We start from the raw sequence: 23,032 nt of genomic DNA, 5'->3' as shown, positions 1-23,032 counted from the left end.
TGGCCACTGCATGAAAACGGCGGCGCGAGGCCGCCGTTGGGTTTTCCGGGCGTGGCTCAGGCCTTGAGCATGTTGCCCACGATTTCACCGAGGTTGCGCGACAGCGGGTGGCCGGCAAGGCCGGACAGCGCGTCGCGCGCCGCGTCGCGTCGCACCGGCTCCAGTCGCCGCCAACCGTTCAGTGCCGTGGCGAGACGGGCGGCGATCTGTGGATTGAGCGCGTCCAGCGCCAGCAGCTGGCTGGCGTAGTGGCGATAGCCGGCGCCATCGGCGCGGTGGAAGCCACTGGGGTTGCCGCTGGCATAGCTGCCCAGCACGGCGCGGGCGCGGTTGGGGTTCTTGAGGGTGAAGGCCGGATCGGCCTGCAGCGCCTGCACGCGCGCCAGCGCGTCCGCGCCGGGTAGCTGCGCCTGCAGGGCAAACCACTTGTCCAGGGTCAGCGGGTCGTTGGCGTAGCGCTGGCGGAAGTGCGCCAGGGGCGCCGCGGCGCGCGCGGCATCGTGGCGAGCCAGCACGGCCAGCGCGCCGAGGCGGTCGGTCATGCCCGGCGCGCTTTCATATTGCGCCAGCGCGTGGGCACCGGCCTTGCCGGCATCCAGCAGGGCGAGCAGTTGCAGCACGCGCTGTTTGAGCCGGCGGCCGGCCTGGCTGGCGGCGTCCAGCGCGGCGGTGGTCTGCGCGGCGAGCTGGCGGTAGCGCGCGTCCAGTCGTTCGGCGCCGATACCTTGCGCCAGGCGCTGCTGCAGTTCGTCGCGTAGTGCGTGGATGCGTGCGGGGTCGACCGCGCGCTCGCGTTCGGCCAGTTCCACTTCGCCGGGCGGGGTGAGCAGATCGGCGAGCAGGGCGGGGTCGATCCGCGCGTCATCGAACAGGGCGGCCAGCGCGGTGCACCAGGCATCCACCGCCAGGGTGTCGCCGCCGTCGCGCAGCGCGTCGAAGGCGTGCAGGGCGAGTTGCTGGCTGGCCTCCCAGCGGTTGAAGCCGTCGGGGTCGTGCGCCACCAGCAGGGCGAGTTCGGCCGGTGGGTAGTCGCACTCCAGCACCACCGGCGCGGAGAAGCCGCGCAGCAGCGAGGGCACCGGGCGCTCAGCCACCCCGGTGAACACGAACGACTGCTCGGTGGCGTCGAGCACGACCACGGTTTCGTCGCCCAGCGATTGGCCGTCCAGATGCAGCGGCAGCATGGCACCGTCGGCGCCGAACAGGGCGAGCTTCACCGGGATCGGCACGTTGTGCTTGTGTTCCTGCCCGGCACTGGGCGCATGCTGCTGCGACAGCGCGAGTGTGTAGCGGTGCTGCGCGGCGTCGTACTCGCCACGCGCCTTGACGTGCGGCGTGCCGGCCTGGCCGTACCAGGCGAGGTAGGGCGAAAGATCCGTGCCGTTGGCCTCGCCCAGCGCGTGGATGAAATCCTCGATGGTGGCGGAGCGGCCGTCGTTCTTCGTGAAGTACAAATCGGTGCCGCGGCGGAAGCCGTCCGCGCCCAGCTTGCCGGCCAGCATGCGCACCAGCTCGGCGCCCTTCTCGTACACGGTGGCGGTGTAGAAGTTGTTGATCTCGCGGTATTGCGCGGGGCGCACCGGATGGGCCAGCGGGCCGGCATCCTCGGGGAACTGCGCGCGGCGCAGCAGCGAGACGTCCTCGATGCGCTTGAGCGGCGCGGAGTTCATGTCGGCGGAGAAGCTCTGCTCGCGGTAGACGGTGAAGCCTTCCTTCAGCGAAAGCTGGAACCAGTCGCGACAGGTGACGCGGTTGCCGCTCCAGTTGTGGAAGTATTCGTGCGCAATCACCGCTTCCACGCGGCGGTACTCGTCGTCGGTGGTGGTGTCGGGGTCGGCCAGCAGGCACTTGGCGTTGAAGATGTTGAGGCCCTTGTTCTCCATCGCGCCCATGTTGAAGTCGAGCGTGGCGACCACGTGGAACACGTCCAGGTCGTAGTTGCGGCCGTAGACCGCCTCGTCCCAGCGCATGGAGCGCACCAGCGCGTCCATCGCGTAATGGCAGCGCTCGATGACGTCGGCCTCGGCCCAGATCTTCAGCGCCACGTCGCGGCCATCGGCGGTGCGGTAGGCCTGCTCGATCTGTTCCAGCTTGCCGGCCACCAGGGCGAACAGGTAGCTGGGCTTGCGGTGCGGGTCGACGAAGCGCGCCCAGTGGCGGCCGTCGTCCAGTTCGCCCGCGCCATCGGGGTTGCCGCCGGCCAGCAGCACCGGGAAGCGCGCGCGGTCGGCGCGCAGGGTGACGGTGAAGCTGGCCTGCACGTCGGGGCGGTCGGTGTAGTAGGTGATGTGGCGGAAACCCTGCGCCTCGCACTGGGTGAGCAGGAAGCCGGTGTCGCGCGCGCCGGAGAGGTACAGGCCCTCCAGCGCGGTGTTGGCGGCGGGATGCAGCCGCACGCGGGTTTCCAGCACGCTGCCGTCCTTGGCGCCGTCCACTTCGATGCCACCGTCGATCGGGCGCCAGGCCGTGGCGGGCAGCGGGGTGCCGTCCAGCACGATGGCGAGCAGTTCGAGGTTCTCGCCGTCCAGTTGCAGCGGCGCGTGGCGCGCGCCAGCGCAGCGCAGGGTGAGCCGGGCGGCGACCTCGGTGCGATCGATGTCGAGATCGAACACCAGTTCCGCGTGATCCACCCGCCACGCGGGCGGTTGGTAATCGGCGAGGCGGACGGGCAACACGGCGTTGTGGTCGAGATCGGACATGGGCATGTGGCGTGGCGTGGAAGAGGCGCAAGGTAACATGGGGGCTTTCAAGCGCAGGTAAAGCCGATGTCCGCCACCCGTTATGCCACGGCCCTGAACAAGGAAAATGGACAGGAGCTGGTGGTGCTGTATGACATCCTCGGCGGGCGGCGGCTGAAGATCGCCCGGCATGGCGCGGCGGTGACCAGCTATACCGTGCGGGTGAACGACGCCCTGCACGAGCTGGCCGAGGGCTATCGCGACGCCGGGGAAATCGCGCAGCGGCCGGGCTCGCGCTTCGCCATCATGGCGCCCTTCGCCGGGCGCATCCAGGACGCGCGCTACAGCTTCGACGGCGTGGCGCAGGATCTCGCACCCGGCACCACCGGCGGCGCGCGGGCGGCACGCCACGGCTTCGTGCGCGGCGTGGATTTCGACGTGCTCGCCAGCCACGCCGACGACACCCACGCCACGGTGAGCTTCGCCAGCGCCGCGATCCGCCCGCAGCCGGGCTATCCGCATGCCATCGACCTGGCCGTGCGCTACACGCTGGACGCCGGTGGGCTCACGCTGGAGGTGGTGATGCGCAATGTGGGCGACCACGCCGCGCCGTGCTTCTTCGGCTGGCATCCGTATTTCCGCGTGGGCGGCGGCGCCATCGACGGCTGGGAGCTGAAGCTGCCCGCGCAGACCCTGATCCGCACCGGCGCCGAGCTGATCGCCCTGCCCGGCGAAGCCGCCTACGTGGCGGTGGACGACGCGCCCGCGCTGGACTACCGCGACTGGCGCGCGCTGGGCGAGGCGATCATCGACCAGGGTTATGCCGACCTCGACGCCGAGGCGGACGGCCGTCTGCGCACGCGCCTGCGCAACCGCGCCAACGGTTTGGGCATCGCGGTGTGGCAGGAGCGTGGCCTGATGCACGTGTTCACCGGCGACACCCTCGCGCAGCGCGCGCGCACGGCGGTGGCGCTGGAACCGATGGAGTGCATGGCCGATGCCTTCAATCGTCCCGAATGCGCCGCGGCGATCCGGCTCGAACCCGGCGCCGAGCGCGTGTTCCGCTGCGGCGTGGAGCTGGAGGTCGCGCGATGAACGCGGCCCTGCCCACGCTGGCGCAGGTGCGCGACGCCGCCGCGCGCATCGCGCCGCACGCGGTGGTGACGCCGGTGCTGCGCAGCGCGGCGCTGGACGCGCTGGCCGGCGCCGCGCTGCATTTCAAGTGCGAAAACCTGCAGCGCGGCGGCGCCTTCAAGTTTCGCGGCGCCTGCAACGCGGTGTGGTCGCTCACCGACGAGGAAGCCGCGCGCGGCGTGGTCACGCATTCCTCCGGCAACCACGGCAACGCATTGGCGCTGGCCGCCGCCACGCGCGGCATCCGCGCGCACGTGGTGGTGCCGGAGGGCGCGGTGCAAGCCAAGCTGGATGCGATCGCCCGCGCGGGTGGCACGCTGCATCGCTGCGCGCCTACGCAGGCCGCGCGCGAGGCGATGTGCGCCGAGGTACAGGCACAGACCGGCGCCGCGCTGGTGCATCCCTACGCCGACGTGCGGGTGATGGCAGGGCAGGGCACCATCGCGCTGGAGTTGCTGCGGCAGGTGCCGGAACTCGATGCGCTGATCACGCCCGTGGGCGGCGGCGGGTTGGCCGCAGGCGTGGCGATTGCCGCGCACGCGCTCAGGCCGGAGCTCGCGCTGTTCGGCGCCGAGCCGGCCGGCGCCGACGATGCGGCGCGTTCGCTGGCGGCGGGCGCGCGGGTGGCCGGCATGACGCCGGACACGCTGTGCGACGGCCTGCGCGCGCTGGTGGGCGAACCCAACCTGGCTGCCCTGCACGCGCAGTGCGTCGAGGTCATCACGGTAAGCGATGCGGAAACCATCGCGGCAATGCGCCTGCTGTGGGGCGAGCTGAAGCAGGTGGTGGAGGTGTCCAGCGCCACCGTGCTGGCGGCGATCCTCAAGCAGCCGCAACGCTTCGCCGGCAGGCGCGTGGGCCTGGTGCTCACCGGTGGCAACGTCGACCTCGACGCGTTGCCTTGGTGAGCGCAGCTCAGGCTAGCGCGGATTCCTCGACCGCCGTGGCGTCCGGCGCCGCATTCGCCGTGGCGGTGGCCGCATGGCCCGGTTGGTGCTGCGCCAGCGCGTGCAGGTCGAGCTGGTCCACCGGGATCGGCCGGTAAGTCACCGGATCGAACGCCACCTCGCCGGGTTTCCAGCCGTCCAGGTGGCGCACCACGGCGAGGAAGCGTTTGGTGGAGTACACGTGCAGGCCGAGCAGGCCGAGCGTGTTGTCGTGATCCACCACCGGGTCGCCCACGCCGGTGGGGCGCGGCGGCTCGCCGTACAGCGCGGTGCCGAAGATCACATCCCAAATCGAAAACACCTGACCGAAGTTGCAGTTGTGCAGTTTCGGCCGCGCGGGGTCGACCAGCATGTGGTGCAGGCGGTGGAACCTGGGGTCGACGAACACGCGCTGGAGGAGCCGTCCAAACCCCAGCCGGGTATTGGTGTGCGAGAGGTTCTGCACCAGCTCGCCCAGCAGCATCAGCCAGGCGAACTCGTCCGGGTCGACGCCGATGGCCAGGCCCACCGTGGCGAGGATCATCGACTGGATGAAGCCGTCGATCAGGTTGCCGCGGTCGTTCGTCCAGCAGCTCATCTGCCGCGTGCTGTGGTGCATGCTGTGCAGCGCCCACCACCACGGCAGCGCGTGCTGGGTGCGGTGCATCCAGTAGTAGGTGAAGTCGTAGACCACGTAGTACACGGCGAACAGCACATAGGGGTGGCCGTTGAACCACGGCACCAGGCTGGTCAGCGCCAGTGGCGAGCCGGTGCTGGAGGTGGTCGCGTCGGCGCCGCCAAGCAGTTGGCTGAAGGGCATCAGCACCAGGTAGGTGAACAGCGGAAAGATGCCTACCAGCATCATCACCGTGTAATTGCGATCCAGCCGGGCGAGCTTGCGGTTGGCCCATTTCTCGGCGGGAAAGAAGGTTTCCAGCGAGCGGAACAGGCCGCCGATGATGGCGAGCTGCAGCAGCGCGATCAGCAGCGAGGCGGCGATGTCGCGCGGATCGCCGGAGAGCTTGCCCAGGTGCAGCAGGTCGAGCGCCGGTGCCACTGCGTGGCGGCTCAGCCAGTCGACCAGGTGTGACCACAGGGTGGGTAGCGAAAACATCGGTGGGCTCGGGAAAAACGGCGGCGAGCATGGTAGCGCCGCCGCGTCGGCGGCATGCTGAATGCCAGCGTGTGAACTTGCGTGGTCAGCGTCGCCGCAGGCGTACCCCGCTGACCGCGCACAGGCCCAGCAGCACCAGCGCGATGCCGAGGCCCTCCATCGGCGAAGGCCGCTCGTGCAGGATCGCCCAGGCCAGCAGCACGCTGAGCACCGGCACGCCCAGGCTGCCCACGCTGGCCACCGTGGTGGGCAGGCGGCGCAACACGATGGACCACAGCCACCACGCCAGGCTGGAGGCCATCAGCACGCTGTAGGCCAGCGCCGCGGCCAGCGCGCCGTTCCACACCATCGGCCGCTGCGGCACCATGAGCGCCACCAGACTCAGCGCCACGCCGCCGGCCAGCATCTGCCAGGCGGTGAGGCTGAGCGCGGAGACGGCGTGCTGGCGGAACAGGCGCTTGCTGAGCACGGTGCCGCCGGCCCAGGCGGCGCCGCCGGCGATGGCCAGCGCGGTGCTCGTGGCGTTGCCCAGGCCATGCCAGGGCTCGATGATGCAGACGAGGCCGAGCGCCGCGAGCAGCACGCCGAGCCCGTGCCGGCGCGTGGGGCGCTCATGCAGGATCAGCCACGCCAGCAGCACCGCCCAGAACGGCATGGTGTAGGCCAGCAGCGCCACGTGGCCGGCGCCGCCGCCGACCAGCGCGAGCTGCTCCAGCCCCTGGAAGGCGGTGGTCTGGCACAGGCCGATCAGCACGGTGGGCAGCAGCGGCGGCGGTCGCAAGGGTTGCCGCGTCAACGCCAGCGCCGCCAGCAGCACCAGCGCGCCCAGCAGGTAGCGCAGCGCGGCGAAATCGAACGGCCCGGCGTAGGCCAGCGCCTGTTTCATCACCACCCAGCTGTAGGCCCACAGCACGATGGTGACGATGAGCGCCAGCGCGGCGCCGCGTCGGGAAGTGGCTGCAGGGGACATGGGCGCGCGGTAGGCAAAAGATGCGAGTGTATTGCCTGCCGGCGCGGACCGGCGTTCACTGTGCGCTTTTCCGCAGGAGCCACCGCATGCAACGCTGCCACTGGGCACCCGCCGCCGATGCGCTGATGTGCGCCTACCACGACGCCGAATGGGGCGTGCCGCTGCACGACGACAACGCGCTGTTCGAGTTCCTGTGCCTGGAGGGCGCGCAGGCGGGGCTGTCCTGGCGCACCGTGCTGGCCAAGCGCGAGAACTACCGACGCGCATTCCACGGTTTCGACATCGCCCGCGTGGCGGCGATGACGGATCGCGAGCTGGAGAAGCTGCTGCTCGATCCGGGGATCATCCGCAACCGGCTCAAGGTAAGCGCCGCGCGCGACAACGCCGTCGCCGCACTCGGGATCGTCGGCGAGTTCGGCAGTCTGGACGGCTATCTGTGGTCGTTCGTGGACGGCCAACCGCTGGTCAATCGCTGGAAGGAGCCGCGCGAAGTGCCCGCCTCGACGCCGTTGTCCGATCGCATGAGCAAGGCGCTGAAGCAACGCGGTTTCCGCTTTGTCGGCAGCACCATCTGCTACGCGCTGCTGCAGGCCACCGGCATGGTGAATGACCATCTGGTCGGCTGCTTCCGCCACGGCCGGGCTTGAGTGCGCGACGGACGGTGTGCAGGAAATGTGATGAACCGCACAGATGGCCGTCGTTGTCTGAACGCGAGGCATGCATTCTCCGAAATCCGTGCTGAATTCGCCGGTGTACGGTACTTGCGGTGCCCGGGGCACTGCGAAATGCTGTAGATCGCTGCCAGACGATGGAGCGCCTCCCGGGAGGGATGCGCGAATCCAGCGGCAGGCAAGGGAGGCTGCTCGCAGCCCGTATGGAAGAAAAATCAGGGGGAAGAGCTGATCAAATTACTCCGGGAGAAACCCATGAAGACGCGTCAATTCACGCTTGTGCTGCTGGCCGCCAGCGTCGTTGCGGCCCTGGCCGCCACGCCGGTGCTGGCGCAGACCGCTGGTACCACGACGACGACCACCACCACCACGTCCACGAACCACGAGTCGACCCAGCTGACCACCGAGTTCACGACGTTCGCCGGTTCTGACGCCAACGCACAGGCGCTGGTCAACGGCCTGCGCAACGGCAGCTCGATCACGCTGACCGAGGCCGTCGCGGGCACCAACGGTGCGCCGGGCACGACGACGACGACCACCTTCACGCCGGACACCGGCAAGATGGGCTATGGCAACGTCAAGATCGCGCTGTCGCTGGCCGAGGCCAGTCTGGCCAAGGCGGGCATCACCGATCCCACGGCGGCCGAACTCGAGGCCGCGTTGAATGGCGGCACCCTGGTGCTGGCCGACGGCACCTCGGTCGATCTCAAGGGCGTGCTCGCGGCCCGCGCCTCGGGTGAGGGCTGGGGCCAGATCGCCGGCGGCATGGGCTTCAAGCTGGGCGAGGTGATGCGCTCGCCGAACGCTGCCGGCCACGCCGCCGCCGGGGCGCATGCGAACGTCTCGGTCGCGAAGGTGGAATTCGGCAAGGACCACATGGACAGCCATCCGGATGCGGGCCACCATGGCGGCCGCCCCGACTTCGCGAACAAGCCCGATTTTGCGGGCAAGCCTGATGTCGGCGGCAGGCCGGACATCGCTGGCAAGCCCAGCTTGCCGGAGCACCCGCAGATCCCGGAGCACCCGAGCCACGGCGGCCGCCCGGGCGGCTGATCCACCCGGCCGATCCCGACTCCCGCGGATCCGGCGCCTGGCGCCGGATCCGCTTCGTTGCGTCCCCTTTAAGGAAGACCTTTCATGCGTAACCAACATTACTGGATGGCGGTCGGCGGCCTGCTGCTGATCGGCGCGCCGACGGCCCATGCCGCCACCACCGACAACGGCCAGTTCAGCCTCTCCGCCGGCGCCGACTACAGCAGCGGCAAGTACGGTACCGACGCCACCACCGAAATCTGGTCGGTGCCGTTCACGGCGGAGTACCAGGCCAACGACTGGACCTTCAAGCTGGTGGTGCCGTACGTCAATGTCAGCGGTCCCGGCAACGTGATCCCTGGCGTGGGCCGGGTGAACAACAACAACCCGCTCTGCCGTGGCCTCGGCCACGCGGTCGGCGGCGTGCTCCACGCGTGCGGCGGCGGTACCGGTGGCACCGTTGCCACCGTGAGCAGCGGCTCGGCCTCGGGCCTGGGCGACGTGGTGGCCTCGGCCGGCTACCAGTTGTTCACCAGCAGCGACCAGAGCTTCGGCGTCGATCTCACCGGCAAGATCAAGTTCGGCACCGCCGACGCGGACAAAGGCTTGGGCACCGGCAAGAACGACTACGGCCTTTCGCTGGACACCTACAAGGTGTTCGGTGGCTGGACCGCGTTCGGTGGCGTGGGCTGGATGAAGTACGGCAGCTCGCAGTACATCCAGCTCAAGAACGGCTTCAATGCGAACGTCGGCGCCCAGTACAAGCTCGGCGGCAGCGACAGCATCGGCGCCTACTACTACTACCGCGAGCGCATCGCCGTCGGCGGCGGGCCGCAGAGCGAGCTGACCGGCTACTGGAACCACAAGCTCGGCGAAAGCTGGCGGCTGCAGGCCTACGTGATGGGCGGCTTCGCCAACGGCAGCCCGGACTACGGCGCGGGCGCCACGCTGAAGTACACGTTCTGAAGCGCGGCGGCGCCGTGATCGGCGCATGGGTGCGGGAAAAGCGGCCGGATCGTCCGGCCGCTTTTCTTCGTGGCGCAGCTCAGGGCTTGCCGCCCATCATCTTCTCGCGGGGTGCGCGGAACTCGCTGTCCTTCGACCACTGCGGCCAGGCGTCGTTGCCGGCCAGCGTGCGACCGATGGTGTAGAGCGCGCCTATATCCTCGGCCACGCCGCGGAAATCCCAGTGCGGGTCGTACACGTCGCGGGGGGTGTGGTAGCGGTGCGCGGTGTAGTCGGCCAGCATTGCATTGCCGACCACGGTGCCGCCGTTCACCAGGTCGTTGCCGGTCAGCGTGTCCAGCGCGGGCACGCCGGCCTTGGCGAAGCTGAAGTGGTCGGAACGGAAGTAGAAGCCGTTCTCCGGGGTGGTTTCCGGCGTGGCTACGCGGCCCTGTTTCGCCAGCGCGCCCTTGAGCAGGTCTTCGAGCTGCGACTGACCGTAGCCGACCACGATCATGTTCTTCGTGGGGCCGATGATGTCCAGCGCATCCATGTTGATGTCGGCCACGGTTTTCTGCAGCGGGAACACCGGGTGCGCCACGTAATACTGCGAGCCGAGCAGGCCGGCTTCCTCCAGCGTCACCGCCGCGAACAGCACCGAGCGCTGCGGCTTTGGCTGTTGCTGCGCGAAGGCGCCGGCGAGGGTAAGCAGCCCGGCGATGCCGGTGCCGTTGTCGATCGCACCGTTGTAGATCTGGTGGCCCTTGAGCTTGGGATCGCGGCCGAAGTGATCCCAGTGCGCGCTGTAGACGATGGCCTCGTCCGGATGCGTGCTGCCCTCGACCAGGCCGAGCACGTTGCGGGTGACGCCGTGGGTGATGGTGCTGTCCAGCGCGAGCGAGGCCTTGGCGGCCAGCGGCACCGGCTTGAAGCCGCGTTGTGCGGCGGCGGCCTTCAGCTGGTCGAAATCCTGCCCGGCCTTGGCGAACAACGCGCGCGCGGCGTCGGTGGTGAGCCAGCCGGCCACCGGCAGGCGTGGCGAGGGGTCTTCGCTGGCCGGCAGGCTGAGCTGCGGGCCGGCGCCCGAGTTCACCAGCACCGTCCACGGATAGCCCGCCGCACCGGTGTCGTGCACGATGAAGCAGGCGGCGGCGCCTTCGCGCGCGGCCTCTTCATACTTGTAGGTCCAGCGGCCGTAGTAGGTCATCGAGCGGCCCTTGAACAGCTTCGGGTCGCCGGTGGCGTAGCCGGGATCGTTGACCAGCACGATCACCGTCTTGCCCTTGACGTCCAGCCCGGCGTAGTCGTTCCACTGCCACGACGGCGCATCGATGCCGTAGCCGACGAAGACGATGTCCGAGTCCTTCAGGTTCACCTGCGGCTTGGCCTGCAGCGTGCCGGCCAGCATCTGCGTGCGGTTGGCGAAGTGTTGCACGCCGCCGCCCTCGGCCACGTCCAGCGTCACGTCCTTGTTGTCCAGCACGGTGGAGACGTAGGGCACGTCCTGGAACCAGGCGCCGTGGTTGCCGGGCTTGAGGCCCAGCCGCTTGAACTGCTCGACGATGTAGGCGGTGGCGCGTTGCCCGCCCACGGTGCCGGGCTTGCGGCCTTCCATCGTGTCGGAGGCAATGGCCTTCTCATACGCGGCGAAGCGGGCGGGCGTGATGGCGGGCGAGAACGTCGCGTTCGCGGCGGCCTGGCCGGCCAAGGCGGGCGCGGCGGCGCCTGCGGTGAGCAGGGCGAAGAGGATGAGGCGACGCATGGGCTTCCTCCGGTGGTGGCAAAGGTGCGAGTCTAAGCCGGTTGCCGGCCTGCTTGCATACGTATTCAGGCAGACGCTGACCGGCGAGTATGGCCAGAATCGGAACAGACACAGCCACGGGGAGAACGCGATGGGTGCGATGGTCGGGGCGAAGGGCGCGGGCGGCGAGCGCGTGACGATGCGGGTGGTGCTGATTGCGGCGGCGGCGGCGCTGGGCGGCTTCCTGTTCGGCGTGGATACGGCGGTCATCAATGGCGCGGTGGACGCGGTGCGCGCGGGTTTCGGGCTGGATGTCAGGCAGGCCGGCTTCGCGGTGTCCTGCGCCCTGCTGGGTTCGGCACTGGGCGCCTGGTATGCGGGCATGCTGGCCGACCGCTATGGCCGCGTGCGCACCATGCAGGTGGCGGCGGCGCTGCTGGCGGTGGGCGCGCTGGGTTCGGGCCTGGTGCACGGCATGTGGGATCTGGTGCTGTGGCGGCTGGTCGGCGGCACCGGCGTGGGCATGGCCTCGGTGATCGCGCCGGCCTACATCGCCGAGGTGTCGCCGGCGGCGGTGCGCGGGCGGCTGGGTTCGCTGCAGCAGCTCGCCATCGTGTTGGGCATCTTCGCCGCCCTGCTCAGTGACGCCTGGCTGGCGGGCGCAGCCGGCGGCGCCGGGCACCAGCTCTGGCTGGGCCTGGAGGCCTGGCGCTGGATGTTCCTGGTCGCGGTGGTGCCGGCGCTGGTCTACGGCACGCTGGTGCTGGGCGTGCCCGAGTCGCCGCGCTATCTGGTGGCGCGGGCGCGCCTCGACGAGGCGCGCGTGGTGCTGCGCAAGGTGCTGGCGCTGGATGACGAGCAGGCGCTGGAGGCCAAGCTCGCCGACATCGAGCACAGCCTGCGCATGGAATACCGCCCGCGCCTCGCCGACCTGCGCGGCAAGTGCGCGGGTCTGCTGCCGGTGGTGTGGATCGGCATCGCGCTGTCGGTGTTCCAGCAGTTCGTCGGCATCAACGTGATCTTCTACTACTCCTCCACCCTGTGGCATTCGGTGGGCTTCAGCGAGGCAGACGCCTTCAGCATCACCGTGGTCACCTCCATCGTGAACGTGCTGGTGACCTTGGTCGCCATCGCGCTGGTGGACCGGATCGGACGCAAGCCCTTGTTGGTGATCGGCTCGGCCGGCATGACCATTACCCTGGCGCTGATGGCCTGGTGCTTCTCGCAGGCCTCGGGCAGCGGCACGGCGCTCACGCTGCCGCACGACGTGGGCATGGTGGCGCTGGTGGCGGCCAACGCCTACGTGGTGTTCTTCGGCGTGAGCTGGGGCCCGGTGGTGTGGGTTTTGCTGGGCGAGATGTTCCCCAACACCATCCGTGCCATCGCGCTGGCGGTGGCGGCGGCGGCGCAGTGGCTGGCCAACTTCGCGATCAGCGATAGCTTCCTCTCGCTGGCCGAACACGGACTGGGTTTCGCCTACGGCCTGTACGCCGCCTTCGCCCTGCTCTCGCTGGTGTTCGTGCTGGTTGCGGTGCGCGAGACGCGCGGCCTGGAGCTGGAACAGATGCGCGGCTGAAGATCGCCGGCCGCGCCACGTGTGGCGCGGCCGGCTGTCGCGCGTCAAGGCCGGGGGTGTCTTCCCTGCTAGGATGCGGGCACGCCATGCCGCGCCGGGTCGCCGATGAAGGGAAAGGCCACATCGTTCGATATCGCCCACCATGCCGGGGTGTCGCAGTCGACCGTCTCGCGCGCGCTGCGCGGCAGTCCGCTGGTGAGCGAGGAAACGCGGCGGCGCATCCAGGCGGCCGCCGAGGCGCTCAATTACAAGGTGGACAAGAACGCCTCCAACCTGCGCCGCCAGCACACCGGCACGCTGGCGCTGCTGTTGTTCGAGGACCCCACCGCCGACGACTCGCACATCAACCCGTTCTTCCTGTCGATGCTGGGCTCGATCACCCGCGCCAGTGCGCAGCGCGGCTACGACCTCCTGATCTCGTTCCAGCAGTTCTCGCGCGACTGGCACGCCGATTTCGCCGGCAGCCAGAAGGCCGACGGCCTGATCCTGCTCGGCTACGGCGACTACCAGTCGCACCGCGACAAGCTGGAGAAGCTGGTGGCGCAGGGCACGCGCTTCGTGCGCTGGGGCGCGGTGTTGCCGGGCCAGCCCGGCGTCTCCATCGGCTGCGACAATTTCGATGGCGGCCGCCAGGCCACCGCACACCTGATCGAGCAGGGCTGCCGGCGCATCGCCTTTCTCGGCGATGCCACGGCGCATTACCCCGAATTCCACGAGCGCTACCGCGGTTACGCGGCGGCGCTGCGCGCGGCCGGCATCGTGGTGGACGAGAACCTGCAGGCCGATGCCGAAACCACCGAGCGGGCCGGTTACGAGGCCGCCGAATTGCTGCTCGATGGCGGGGTGGCCTTCGACGGCATCTTCGCCGCCAGCGACCTGATCGCCATTGGTGCCCTGCGCGCGCTGGCCGAGCGCGGCATCCCGGTGCCCGAGCGGGTGGCGCTGGCCGGCTTCGACGACATCCCCATGGCCAGCTTCGTCAATCCGGCGCTCACCACCGTGCGGCAGGACACCGGCCGTGCCGGCGAGGTACTGGTGGAGCATCTGCTGCAGCTGATCCGCGGCGAGCGCGCCGAGAGCGTGATGCTGCCGGCCGAGCTCAAGCCGCGGCGTTCGAGCGGAGCCGCTTAGACGGCCATCGATTCGACACGGCCTTCACGTTTCGGCGGCGCCGGTGGCTGGCATACTGCGAACCCGAGTCATGGCGTGATGAGCAGCGAGTTCCATGGAGCCAGGCAAACTCGAATCGGCGGGTAGTCGAGCCTTCGGGCGCATCACCGAGGCCTACGTGGCGCTCGATGCGCAGTGGCGCTACACCTACGTCAACGAGGCTGCCGCCGCGTTGTTCGGCCGCAGCGCGGCGAGCCTGCTCGGCAAGCACATCTGGACCGAGTTTTCACAGCCCACCGTGCAGCCGTTTCGCGAGGCCTACGAGCAGGCGATGGCCGCGCAGCAGCCACGCACGGTGGAAACCTGGTCGGCGCAATACGGACGCTGGTTCGAGAGCGGTCTCTACCCCGCGCCCGACGGCCTCACCGTCCGCATCCAGGACATCACCGAGCGCAAGCGCGAGGCGCTGCGGCTGCAGACCCAGCAGCGCCTGCTGAACCAGGCGCAGCAGCTGGCCATGGTGGGCAGCTGGAGCTGGGACGTCGCCGCCGACCGCGTGCACTGGTCCAACGAATTGTTCCGCATCTACGGCGTGCCGCCGGCGGAACACGCCGTCACCTTCGACGCCTACCTCGCCCGGGTGCATCCCGACGACAGCGCGCGCGTGCAGGCCATCATCCAGCGGGCCTTGCGCGAAGGCGGTGGCTTCGAGTTCGAGGAGCGCATCATCCGCCCCGATGGCGAGGAGCGCACACTGTACAGTCGCGGCGTTGCCGAAACCGACGCGAACGGTCGCGTGCTGCGCCTGCAGGGCGTGTGCCGCGACATCACCGCGCGCAAGCGCAACGAGGAGCTGCTCGCCGGCCAGCATGAAATCCTGCTTGGTATCGCCGCGCAGCAGCCGCTGGAGGAAAGTCTCGCGCGGATCGTCCAGCTGCACGAAGCGCAGAACCCGGGCGCCATGTGCTCGCTGCTGTTGCTCGACGCCGATGGCAGCCACGTGCTGCATGGCGCCGCGCCCAGCCTGCCGGAGGCCTACAACCGCGCCATCCACGGCCAGGCGATCGGCGCGGGCCGCGGCTCCTGCGGCACCGCCGCCTGGCGGCTCGAGCGGGTGGTGGTGGCCGACATCGCCACCCACCCTTACTGGGCCGACTACAAGGATCTCGCGCTGGGCCATGGCCTGCGTGCCTGCTGGTCCACGCCGATCCAGGGCAGCCATGGCGAGGTGCTGGGCACGTTTGCGGTGTACTACCGCATGCCGCGCGAGCCCAGTGCGGACGAGCTGGCCGACATCGACCGCATGCTGCCGATTGCCGGCATCGCGATCGAAAGCGAACGTCTGCTCGGCCGTCTGCGCGAGCGCAACCGTTTCTTCGAGATGGCGCAGGAGGTGTTCTGCATCCTCGATCCGGACAGTGGCCGGCTGGTGCAGTTCAACGACTACCTGCAGCGGCTCACCGGCTGCAGCGCGGAAGAGCTGCGCGGGCGCAACTTCCGCGAATTCCTGCTGCCGCTGACCGGCGGCAAGGCGCTTCACGACACCGACGGCGATGCGGCGCTCGCGGCGGCAACGATCACCCGCTGCGTGGCCAAGGACGGCAGCGAGCACCTGCTGGAATGGGCCGCGTTCGCCGCGCCAGGTGGCCTGCTTTACGCGGTGGCGCACGACGTCACCGCCCGCCACCGTGCGGAACAGGAACTGCTCTACGAAGTCAGCCACGACGCCATCACCGGCCTGCCGCGCCGGGCGCAGCTGGAGCATGCGCTGGCCGACCTGCTGCAGGCCGGCGTCGCGTCGGTGTGGGTGTTGGTGGTGGGGCTGGATCGCTTCCAGGTGGTCAACGAATCGGTAGGCCACGTGATCGGCGACGACGCCTTGCACCGCGTGGGCGACCGTCTGCGCCAGGCACTGGATGCCGCCTGGCCGATCGCCCGCGTGGCCGGCGACAAATACGCGATGCTCGCGCTCGGGCTCGACCAGCCGGGCGTGCTGGCGCTGGCCGAACGCCTGCGCGCCGAGGTGGCGCACCCCATTGAGGGGCATGATTACCGCCTGCTGCTCACCGCCAGCGTCGGCATCAGCCATGCCCCCGAGCATGGCGACACGCCGGCCGCCCTGCTGCGCGGCGCCGAGGCGGCGCTGAGCCTGGCCAAGCACGACGGCCGCGACCGCGTGACCGTGTTCAGCCTGACCCAGCGGCAGGCGCTGGAGGAGCGCGTGCTGCTGGGCAGCCACCTGCGCGATGCCGTGCGCCGCAACGAGCTGGAGCTGTACTACCAGCCGCAGTACAACGCGCTGGATCAGGCGCTGACCGGCTTCGAGGCGCTGCTGCGCTGGAACAGCGCCGAGCTGGGGCGGGTGATGCCGGCCAACTTCATCCCCATCGCGGAGGCGCTGGGCCTGATGCCCGAGATCGGCGCCTGGGTATTTGCCCAGGCGGCGCAGCAGATCCGCGCATGGCTGGATCGCGGCTACCGCAGTTTCACCGTGGCGGTGAACGTCTCCGCGCAGCAGATGCAGCACCCGCACCTGGTCGCCCAGGTGGACGCGGCGCTGCGTCGCCACCGCGTGCCGCCGGCCATGCTCGACATCGAGATGACCGAGAGCGCGCTGATGGAAAACGTGGCGCGCATCCGCAGCGCGCTCGAAGGCCTGAAGGCGCTGGGCGTGCAGCTGTCGCTGGACGACTTCGGCACCGGCTACTCCAGCCTCGCCTACCTCAAGCAATTCCCCATCGACAAGCTCAAGGTCGACCAGAGCTTCGTGCGCGAACTGCCCGGCAACGCCAGCGATGGTGCCATCGTGCAGACCATCATCGAGCTCGGCCACCAGCTCGGCATGCTGGTGTCCGCCGAAGGCGTAGAAACACCAGCGCAAGCCGCCTTCCTCGCCGGCCTGGGTTGCGACGAGCTGCAGGGCAACAGCCTGGGCGCGGCCGCGCCGCTCAGCGAAGCCGAGCATCACTTCGCTGCGGCAAGAAACGCGCCACCGGAGGCCTCCGCCAGCGGGCTCAAGTAGTCCGCGCCGTTGCCGTTGCCATGGCGTATCGCCGCGCTGATCGCGGCATCGAGGTCGCCATGATCGTCGCCAGCGCCAGCCTGCAACTGGCCAGCAGCCATCCGTTCTTCGCCCTGCAAAACCAGCAGGAAACCTCGCACGCCTGGTGGGATGACCCCACCGCGAAGGACGGTCGCCGCGAGCTGGAAGCCGGCGGCGCCGACGCCAGCCTGCAACGGCAGATCAGTGCCGCGCGGCTGGCCGCGAGCCACTGGCAGACCCGTTTCGCCTTCGACACCGCCGCCGGCGGCAAGGTCGAACACGTGCCCTTCGTCGGCTCCAGCGACGGCTCCCTCGCGCTCGACCTCAATGGCAACGACGGCAATGGCAGGATCGACGAGAACGTCCCGATCCACGCGCACCTCCTGGCATGGCGCCGCGATGCCAGCGGCGTCGGCCTGCCGCAGAGCCTCGCGCAGTCGGGCATCGGCGCCATTGCCCTGGATCACACCGGCACGCCGTTCGCGCCCAAGGACGCCGGCAGCACCCTGCAGGGCGCCGTGCGCGTCACCGGCATCTACCTGCACGAAGATGACAGCTCTGGCACCTTGCAGCGGGTGGATCTGGTGGCTTGAGGTGCGGCGTGGATGACCCTGGGTATCCCGCTCCGCGTCCTGCGGAGCCGGCTGCCTGCGGCCGCCGTGCGAAACGTTCCTGACGATCGGTCTGTGGCCTGGACGGCGCCGGCAAGATGGACGAGGCCGGCGAGCGGCATTTCCTGCTGGGCATCGTCGACCATGCACGCGGCGTTGCCTCACGCTCGAAGCACGCAAGAAAACCGTATCCCAGCAATCGTTCGTCCTGAGCGTAGCGCAGCGGAGTCGAAGGACGTTTCCCCTCGATGCCTCGTTCCTCAAGGCCAGCGCCATCCATGGCGCCGCCCCGCGTACGCTTGCTGTCGCGAGCTACGCCCGGCGCGAACGGTTTTTCAGCGGAGCCTTGTCGCTAATCAGGACGCTTGATGGCCACCGGCAAGTTCAACCGCTTCTTCTGCACGGGTAGCGGTGGTTGCCGATACCGGCAGGTGCCACGGTGGAAAAGGGGCGTTCGCTGGCGCCGCGTGCCGTTATCAGTTCGAGGGGGCGCGGGCCTTTTGATGGGTGCGTCAGCGAGAAGAAGCGATGAAGCTGTTCGGTGCGTAAAGCACCCAGTCGGCTTCCTGGCCATTCACCGCCACGCGGGCATTGAACGCGACGCAGCTGTGATCCGGGCAGGGACTGGCGTACGCCATGTTGCCCGGGGCGGGAACGAGCAGCGCGTAGTCGTGTTTGGTATTGATCTCGCGGCAGAACTCGGGGGCGCCGCCGATGATCTTGATCATCACCGGGCTTGCATAATATTTCTGATCCAGCACCTGCCGCTTGAATTCCTCGGAGGTGCAGGCCCAGGCGCCCGACTTGAAGCTGACCGAAGTGGCCTGGGCGGGCGGCGCAAGCTGCGCTTCCTGCGCGAGGGTCGGCATCGGGCCGTTCCTCCCGAAATGCCAGAGAAGAACGCCGCCAAATACCACCAGCCCCACCAGTGCCCGCTTCAATATCTTTGTCTCTCCTTCGATCCTCCATGGATCGTCGCGCCGCAGAATTGCGCCGTATTTCGGGAGCGTCAAACCAGGCAGGCGAAACCGGGACGGAGAGCGGGGTTCCCCACGTTTCCATGCTGCCACAGCCATCTGATCGAGCCGTGCGGGACGTGGTTTTTGTATCTGTTGCATGGGCTCTTCGCGTTTGGCGTTTGACCGCTGCCGCACCAGCTCCCCACGCCCCAGCCGCATGATGGAGGACAGCCGTCGTCTGGCGCGAACAGGTACTTGCCGTTGAGCGCTGCCTGCGGCTCCGCACGCCATGTCGGCCAACCAGTTGGCGGAGGCGGTCATCGTGTGGAGTGACGGCAACACCTCGATGCGAGTCAAGGCACCGTGGAGTTCAACGAAGGAGATGGCGCGCCCGGAGGGATTCGAACCCCCGACCAATGGCTTCGGAAGCCACTACTCTATCCGGCTGAGCTACGGGCGCGTGATGCTGCGAGGCCGCGCGCGAAACGTTGCGGCTCGCGGCGGACGGGCAGTATAGCGGAGATGGCTGGGATCGCCCATGCGGGCAAGGCCGGGGGCAAGAGCCCCTATCCCCCGCCCTCTCCCGCTCGCGGGAGAGGGCGGACGCGCGATCAACGGGCCTTGAGCAGGGTGCTGAGCGTGTCGGGTGTGCTGGTGTCGCGCACGAGGTGCGGGTACTTGAGGCCGTCGTGGTAGTCGATGCGCAGGGTCTTGTACTCGTCGAAGTTCTTCACCAGCAGTTCGATGGGCTGGTGCTTGTCCTTGGCGGCGGCGGTGACGGCGTCCTTCAGCGCGTCGGCGTCGTAGTCGTGGCCGTTGACGGCGACGATGGTCATGCTGGGGGCGAGCCCGGCCTTGAAGGCGGGGCCGTCCCACAGCACGTCGGCGATCTGGCCGCCCTTGCCCACCGCCACGCCCAGCGACCAGGTGAGGTCGGCGAAGTGGCGGCGCGCCTCGAACGCCTTCACCGCAGCGCTGGGCTGGTCGGTGTAGACCAGTTTCCAGCCGTGCGAGGCGATGCCGCCGGTGAGCGGGCCATGGCCGTCGAGCCGCTCACGCAGGTACTTGGCCCAGTCGAACGGGGCGATGCCGTCGAGCGTCTTCACCACGTCGTCAAAGGTGTAGGTGTTGGTGACGAAGCTGCCGTTGTCCATGCCGAAGAAGGCCTTGGCGAAGGCGTCGATGCTCTGCTTGCCGTGGCTGAGCTCACGCAGCTTGCCGTCCACGTCCAGCCAGATCAGCTGGCCGGCTGAGTAGTAGTCCTCGCTGCCCTGGTAGTTGCGGTAGGGCAGCGGCGCGCGCTGGGCGATGATCGGGTCGTTGGTGGTGTCCTGCACGTTGCGCCAGCTGGCGAGACCGGGGCGGCCCTTGTCGTACACGGCGGCCACGAAGGCCCACATGTCGTGCGCCTCGCCGGCATCCCACAAGCCGGAGCGCGAGGCCATCACCTGGCCCCAGAACTGGGTCTGGCCCTCGTACACCCACAGCAGGGTGTCGCTCATCGGCACGTTGAAGTTGGGCGTCCACAGGTCGGCGCCGCGGCGGTACTTGCCGTCCCAGGAGTGGTTGAACTCGTGCGAGAACAGGTCGCGGCTCAGCGCGTGCTTCTTCCACTCGGTGAAGAAGTCGGCCGCGGTGCCGTCCTCGCTGGACTGGTGATGCTCCAGGCCGTTGCCGCTCATCTTGTCGCTGAGCGAGACGAGGAAGTCGTAGTGGCCGTAATGGTGCGCGCCGTAGAGCTTGTACATCTGCTGCACGAGGTTCTTGAACGGCTGGATTTGCGCGGGCGTGGCTTCGAGGTACTTCGGCGCGTCGGCCACGATGTCCATGTGCACCGGCGTCTGCGCGCCCGGGTCGAGGTCGATGCGCTTGAAGTACTGGCCGGCGTAGATCGGCGAATCCACCAGGGTGTTGTAGGTGGTGGGCTTGAAGTGCACGGTGTTGCCGTCCTTCGAGGCCACTTCCAGCGCGCTGCCGAACTGCCAGCCGGCGGGGAAGGTCACGCTGGCCGCGGTCTTGATCCGGCGGCTGTAGTAGCCGGCCGGATAGATCGAGTTGGCGTTCCATTGCAGGTTGAGCATCTCCGGCGTCATCACCACGCGACCCTCGCGGGTGCTTTGCGGCGAGAGGTATTGGAAGTCCAGCTCCACCTGGCTGGCACCCTGCGGCACGTCGAGGTGGAAGGCGTAGACGTTGAGCGGGTCGCGCGTCCACGGGATCACCTTGCCGTTCGCCTTCGCCACCAGGCCGGCGAGCTTGTCGATCGGGCCGGTGGGCGAGTGGTTGCCGGGAATCCACTGCGGGTAGAGCAGGGTCAGCGGGCCGGCCAGGGCGGGGATCACCTCGTGCACGCGGAACACGCGATGGGCGAGGTCGGTGGCGTCCACGCTGATCTGCAGCGTGCCGGTAAAGGCCACATCCTTGGGCGCGGGCACGTCGGCCAGGGCGTTGAGGCTGACGAGGCCAAACGCGCTGACGGCGATGGCGGAGGCGAGGCGGCTGGCTTTCAAGCAGGTACTCCCAGGCAACGACCGCGCGACCAGTGGCGCGGGCATGAGGGCTCGATGCTAGTGCGCCCGCGCTGCCACCTCCCCCTGCCAGAGGTCATGCCGCGTGGCGCAGGCAGACGGTGGCGCCGCTGTGGGAAGTCCTTGTGGCGCCATGGGTGACCGGTCGGCGCCGGCCTTTCGATCACGGTGATGCCTTCCGCACCAACCACCGCGAATCGGGCCTGGGCATGATCCAGCGTCATCGGTGGTGGCGCGTGGTGGCCCGGCTGCCGCCGCGCGCCGGTCGGGCGGCTGGGGCGGGCTGCTAGAATGGCACGCATGACGACGAAAACTGCCTGGGTCACCGGCGCCACCGCCGGTTTCGGTGCCGCCACCGTGGAACGTTTCGTGGCCGGTGGCTGGCGGGTGATCGCCAGTGGCCGGCGTGCCGAACGGCTGGCCGCGCTGGTGGAGCGCCACGGCGCGGACAAGCTGCACGTGGCCGCCTTCGACATCCGCGACGAAGCCGCGCTGCGCGCCGCCGTCGACGGCCTGCCGGACGCCTTCAAGGACGTCGACCTGCTGGTCAACAACGCTGGCCTCGCGCTGGGCACTGCCACCGCGCAGCACGCCGACCTCGCGCAGTGGCGGCAGATGATAGCCACCAACGTCACCGCGCTGGCGACGATGACGCATGCGCTCCTGCCGAAGCTGATCGAGCGGCGCGGCGCCATCGTCAACATCTCTTCGATCTCGGGCAGCTACCCATACCGCGGCGGCAACGTCTACGGCGGCACCAAGGCCTTTGTCACCCAGTTCTCGCAGAACCTGCGCGTGGATCTGCACGGCACCGGCGTGCGCGTCACCTCCATCGAACCGGGCATGGCGCAGACCGAATTCACCGTGGTGCGCACCGGCGGCGACCAGGCGGCGTCGGATCAGCTCTACGCCGGCGCCCACCCGATCACCGCCGGCGACATCGCCGACACGATCTGGTGGATCGCCAACCTGCCGCCGCACCTGGACGTCACGCGTCTGGAGATCATGCCGGTGAGCCAGAGCGCGGCGGGGCTGCAGGTGCATCGCGACGCCTGAACCGACCCCCGCACCTGCGGGAGCGCGCTGGCATGCAAAGCTCACGGCGAAAACCCTGTCGCGGCCGAAGCCGCCCCACAAGGCTTCGGTGACGCGCTATTGCATGTGCCAGCCGTGGCTGACCGTGAGGCTCTGCCCGGTCAGCGCGGCGTTGGGGAAGGCGGCCAGGAACAGCGCGGTCTGCGCGATGTCTTCCACCGTGGTGAACACGCCGTCCACGGTGTCCTTGAGCATCACGTTCTTGATGACGTCGGCCTCGCTGATGCCCAGCTCCTTCGCCTGCTCGGGGATCTGCTTTTCCACCAGCGGCGTGCGCACGAAGCCGGGGCAGATCACGTGCGAGCGCACGTGGTGCGCCGCGCCCTCCTTGGCCAGCGTGCGCGCCAGGCCCAGGAGGCCGTGCTTGGCGGCGACGTAGGCGGATTTCAGCTTCGAGGCCTCGTGCGAGTGCACCGAGCCCATGTAGATCACCGTGCCGCCGCGGTCGCCTTTGTACATGTGACGCAGCGCGGCGCGGGTGGTGAGGAAGCCGCCGTCCAGATGGATCGCCAGCATCTTCTTCCAGTCGGCGTAGCTGAACTGGTCGATGGGGTTGATGATCTGCACGCCGGCGTTGGAGATGAGGACGTCCAGACGGCCAAATGCTTCCACCACCTTGTCCGTTCCCGCATCCACCGCTGCCTCGTCGGTGACATCCATGGCGATGCCGATGGCTTGGCCGCCTGCCGCATTGATCGCCGCGGCTGTCGCATCCGCCGCTTGCTGGTCGATGTCGCAGATGGCGACGCTGGCGCCTTCCTTCGCGTACAACTGCGCTATGGCCTTGCCGATGCCGCTGGCCGCGCCGGTAATCAGCGCCACCTTGCCGTCGAGACTGCCCATGGTCGGGGACTCCGTGAGGAAACCAGGGCATTGTAGGACGCGGGCAGCATGATGCG

Annotated in this window: 17 protein-coding genes and 1 tRNA gene; 10 read left to right on the top strand and 8 right to left on the bottom strand. The window is 69.0% G+C overall.

Going from position 1 to position 23,032, the window contains the following annotated elements:
- Positions 1-56: 56 nt before the first annotated feature.
- Positions 57-2,699 (bottom strand): aminopeptidase N, encoded by a 2,643-nt coding sequence (pepN, locus tag AC3WQA_RS09735; protein ID WP_492674862.1) that lies wholly within the window; start codon positions 2,697-2,699, stop codon positions 57-59.
- Positions 2,700-2,765: 66 nt separating this feature from the next.
- Between pepN and AC3WQA_RS09730 the strand changes: the two genes are divergently transcribed.
- Positions 2,766-3,773: an aldose 1-epimerase gene (locus AC3WQA_RS09730; protein ID WP_492674861.1), complete on the top strand. Its 1,008-nt coding sequence runs from the start codon at positions 2,766-2,768 to the stop codon at positions 3,771-3,773.
- A complete protein-coding gene (locus AC3WQA_RS09725) occupies positions 3,770-4,720 on the top strand; it encodes a pyridoxal-phosphate dependent enzyme (RefSeq protein WP_492674860.1) in 951 nt (316 codons plus the stop codon). The genes AC3WQA_RS09730 and AC3WQA_RS09725 overlap by 4 nt, the downstream gene beginning before the upstream one ends.
- A 7-nt stretch (positions 4,721-4,727) precedes the next feature.
- Here the strand turns inward: AC3WQA_RS09725 and AC3WQA_RS09720 are convergent, their stop codons facing one another.
- Positions 4,728-5,852 (bottom strand): sterol desaturase family protein, encoded by a 1,125-nt coding sequence (locus AC3WQA_RS09720; RefSeq protein ID WP_492674859.1) that lies wholly within the window; start codon positions 5,850-5,852, stop codon positions 4,728-4,730.
- An 85-nt stretch (positions 5,853-5,937) separates the two neighbouring features.
- On the bottom strand, positions 5,938-6,822 hold the full coding sequence (locus tag AC3WQA_RS09715; RefSeq protein ID WP_492674858.1) for a DMT family transporter: 885 nt from the start codon (positions 6,820-6,822) through the stop codon (positions 5,938-5,940).
- An 86-nt stretch (positions 6,823-6,908) separates the two neighbouring features.
- Here AC3WQA_RS09715 and AC3WQA_RS09710 point away from each other — a divergent pair, with 86 nt between their 5' ends.
- The 3 genes from AC3WQA_RS09710 to AC3WQA_RS09700 all read left to right on the top strand — a co-directional run bounded on the left by AC3WQA_RS09710 (position 6,909) and on the right by AC3WQA_RS09700 (position 9,491).
- The gene (locus AC3WQA_RS09710; protein WP_492674857.1) at positions 6,909-7,469 is read left to right on the top strand and encodes a DNA-3-methyladenine glycosylase I; all 561 of its coding nucleotides are present in this window, start codon (positions 6,909-6,911) and stop codon (positions 7,467-7,469) included.
- 303 nt (positions 7,470-7,772) lie between these two features.
- Positions 7,773-8,546 carry a hypothetical protein gene (locus tag AC3WQA_RS09705; protein WP_492674856.1) on the top strand — a complete coding sequence of 258 codons (774 nt, stop codon included), beginning with the start codon at positions 7,773-7,775 and terminating at the stop codon, positions 8,544-8,546.
- An 84-nt stretch (positions 8,547-8,630) separates the two neighbouring features.
- Complete coding sequence (locus AC3WQA_RS09700; protein WP_492674855.1) at positions 8,631-9,491, top strand: transporter; 861 nt, start codon at positions 8,631-8,633, stop codon at positions 9,489-9,491.
- A gap of 79 nt (positions 9,492-9,570) precedes the next feature.
- On the opposite strand, the gene AC3WQA_RS09695 is transcribed toward AC3WQA_RS09700, so the two are convergent.
- Positions 9,571-11,232: a M28 family metallopeptidase gene (locus AC3WQA_RS09695; protein ID WP_492674854.1), complete on the bottom strand. Its 1,662-nt coding sequence runs from the start codon at positions 11,230-11,232 to the stop codon at positions 9,571-9,573.
- A gap of 130 nt (positions 11,233-11,362) precedes the next feature.
- On the opposite strand from AC3WQA_RS09695, the gene AC3WQA_RS09690 reads away from it, so the two are divergent.
- The 4 genes from AC3WQA_RS09690 to AC3WQA_RS09675 all read left to right on the top strand — a co-directional run bounded on the left by AC3WQA_RS09690 (position 11,363) and on the right by AC3WQA_RS09675 (position 17,533).
- The gene (locus AC3WQA_RS09690) at positions 11,363-12,787 is read left to right on the top strand and encodes a sugar porter family MFS transporter (RefSeq protein ID WP_492674853.1); all 1,425 of its coding nucleotides are present in this window, start codon (positions 11,363-11,365) and stop codon (positions 12,785-12,787) included.
- A gap of 105 nt (positions 12,788-12,892) precedes the next feature.
- Positions 12,893-13,918, top strand: a complete 1,026-nt coding sequence (locus tag AC3WQA_RS09685; RefSeq protein ID WP_492674852.1) for a LacI family DNA-binding transcriptional regulator — start codon at positions 12,893-12,895, stop codon at positions 13,916-13,918.
- A gap of 94 nt (positions 13,919-14,012) precedes the next feature.
- Positions 14,013-16,919, top strand: a complete 2,907-nt coding sequence (locus AC3WQA_RS09680) for a sensor domain-containing protein (protein ID WP_492674851.1) — start codon at positions 14,013-14,015, stop codon at positions 16,917-16,919.
- Positions 16,920-16,978: 59 nt separating this feature from the next.
- Positions 16,979-17,533, top strand: coding sequence for a hypothetical protein (locus tag AC3WQA_RS09675; protein WP_492674850.1), 555 nt, complete (start codon positions 16,979-16,981; stop codon positions 17,531-17,533).
- Between the two features lie 530 nt (positions 17,534-18,063).
- Here the strand turns inward: AC3WQA_RS09675 and AC3WQA_RS09670 are convergent.
- The 3 genes from AC3WQA_RS09670 to AC3WQA_RS09660 all read right to left on the bottom strand — a co-directional run bounded on the left by AC3WQA_RS09670 (position 18,064) and on the right by AC3WQA_RS09660 (position 21,065).
- Positions 18,064-18,669: a hypothetical protein gene (locus AC3WQA_RS09670; protein ID WP_492674849.1), complete on the bottom strand. Its 606-nt coding sequence runs from the start codon at positions 18,667-18,669 to the stop codon at positions 18,064-18,066.
- Positions 18,670-18,893: 224 nt separating this feature from the next.
- A tRNA-Arg gene (locus AC3WQA_RS09665) sits at positions 18,894-18,970 on the bottom strand.
- Positions 18,971-19,121: 151 nt separating this feature from the next.
- Positions 19,122-21,065, bottom strand: coding sequence for a M61 family metallopeptidase (locus tag AC3WQA_RS09660; RefSeq protein WP_492674848.1), 1,944 nt, complete (start codon positions 21,063-21,065; stop codon positions 19,122-19,124).
- Positions 21,066-21,338: 273 nt separating this feature from the next.
- Here AC3WQA_RS09660 and AC3WQA_RS09655 point away from each other — a divergent pair, with 273 nt between their 5' ends.
- Positions 21,339-22,094: an SDR family NAD(P)-dependent oxidoreductase gene (locus AC3WQA_RS09655; protein WP_492674847.1), complete on the top strand. Its 756-nt coding sequence runs from the start codon at positions 21,339-21,341 to the stop codon at positions 22,092-22,094.
- Positions 22,095-22,190: 96 nt separating this feature from the next.
- On the opposite strand, the gene AC3WQA_RS09650 is transcribed toward AC3WQA_RS09655, so the two are convergent.
- Positions 22,191-22,976 (bottom strand): 3-hydroxybutyrate dehydrogenase, encoded by a 786-nt coding sequence (locus AC3WQA_RS09650; RefSeq protein ID WP_492674846.1) that lies wholly within the window; start codon positions 22,974-22,976, stop codon positions 22,191-22,193.
- Positions 22,977-23,032: the final 56 nt, after the last annotated feature.

This window comes from Rhodanobacter sp. FW106-PBR-R2A-2-24, assembly GCF_058789615.1.
Note: the sequence above shows the minus strand (reverse complement) of the source record. Positions and strands in the feature narration are given on the sequence as shown.

Bases quoted from the DNA above. Each gene is read 5' to 3' on its own strand.
- AC3WQA_RS09700 (WP_492674855.1), top strand. From the start codon at position 8,631: ATGCGTAACCAACATTACTGGATGGCGGTCGGCGGCCTGCTGCTGATC.
- AC3WQA_RS09725 (WP_492674860.1), top strand. From the start codon at position 3,770: ATGAACGCGGCCCTGCCCACGCTGGCGCAGGTGCGCGACGCCGCCGCG.
- AC3WQA_RS09660 (WP_492674848.1), bottom strand. From the start codon at position 21,065: ATGCCCGCGCCACTGGTCGCGCGGTCGTTGCCTGGGAGTACCTGCTTG.
- AC3WQA_RS09675 (WP_492674850.1), top strand. From the start codon at position 16,979: ATGATCGTCGCCAGCGCCAGCCTGCAACTGGCCAGCAGCCATCCGTTC.
- AC3WQA_RS09695 (WP_492674854.1), bottom strand. From the start codon at position 11,232: ATGCGTCGCCTCATCCTCTTCGCCCTGCTCACCGCAGGCGCCGCCGCG.
- AC3WQA_RS09730 (WP_492674861.1), top strand. From the start codon at position 2,766: ATGTCCGCCACCCGTTATGCCACGGCCCTGAACAAGGAAAATGGACAG.
- AC3WQA_RS09670 (WP_492674849.1), bottom strand. From the start codon at position 18,669: ATGCAACAGATACAAAAACCACGTCCCGCACGGCTCGATCAGATGGCT.
- AC3WQA_RS09650 (WP_492674846.1), bottom strand. From the start codon at position 22,976: ATGGGCAGTCTCGACGGCAAGGTGGCGCTGATTACCGGCGCGGCCAGC.
- AC3WQA_RS09685 (WP_492674852.1), top strand. From the start codon at position 12,893: ATGAAGGGAAAGGCCACATCGTTCGATATCGCCCACCATGCCGGGGTG.
- AC3WQA_RS09655 (WP_492674847.1), top strand. From the start codon at position 21,339: ATGACGACGAAAACTGCCTGGGTCACCGGCGCCACCGCCGGTTTCGGT.
- AC3WQA_RS09690 (WP_492674853.1), top strand. From the start codon at position 11,363: ATGGGTGCGATGGTCGGGGCGAAGGGCGCGGGCGGCGAGCGCGTGACG.
- AC3WQA_RS09680 (WP_492674851.1), top strand. From the start codon at position 14,013: ATGGAGCCAGGCAAACTCGAATCGGCGGGTAGTCGAGCCTTCGGGCGC.
- AC3WQA_RS09710 (WP_492674857.1), top strand. From the start codon at position 6,909: ATGCAACGCTGCCACTGGGCACCCGCCGCCGATGCGCTGATGTGCGCC.
- pepN (WP_492674862.1), bottom strand. From the start codon at position 2,699: ATGTCCGATCTCGACCACAACGCCGTGTTGCCCGTCCGCCTCGCCGAT.
- AC3WQA_RS09720 (WP_492674859.1), bottom strand. From the start codon at position 5,852: ATGTTTTCGCTACCCACCCTGTGGTCACACCTGGTCGACTGGCTGAGC.
- AC3WQA_RS09715 (WP_492674858.1), bottom strand. From the start codon at position 6,822: ATGTCCCCTGCAGCCACTTCCCGACGCGGCGCCGCGCTGGCGCTCATC.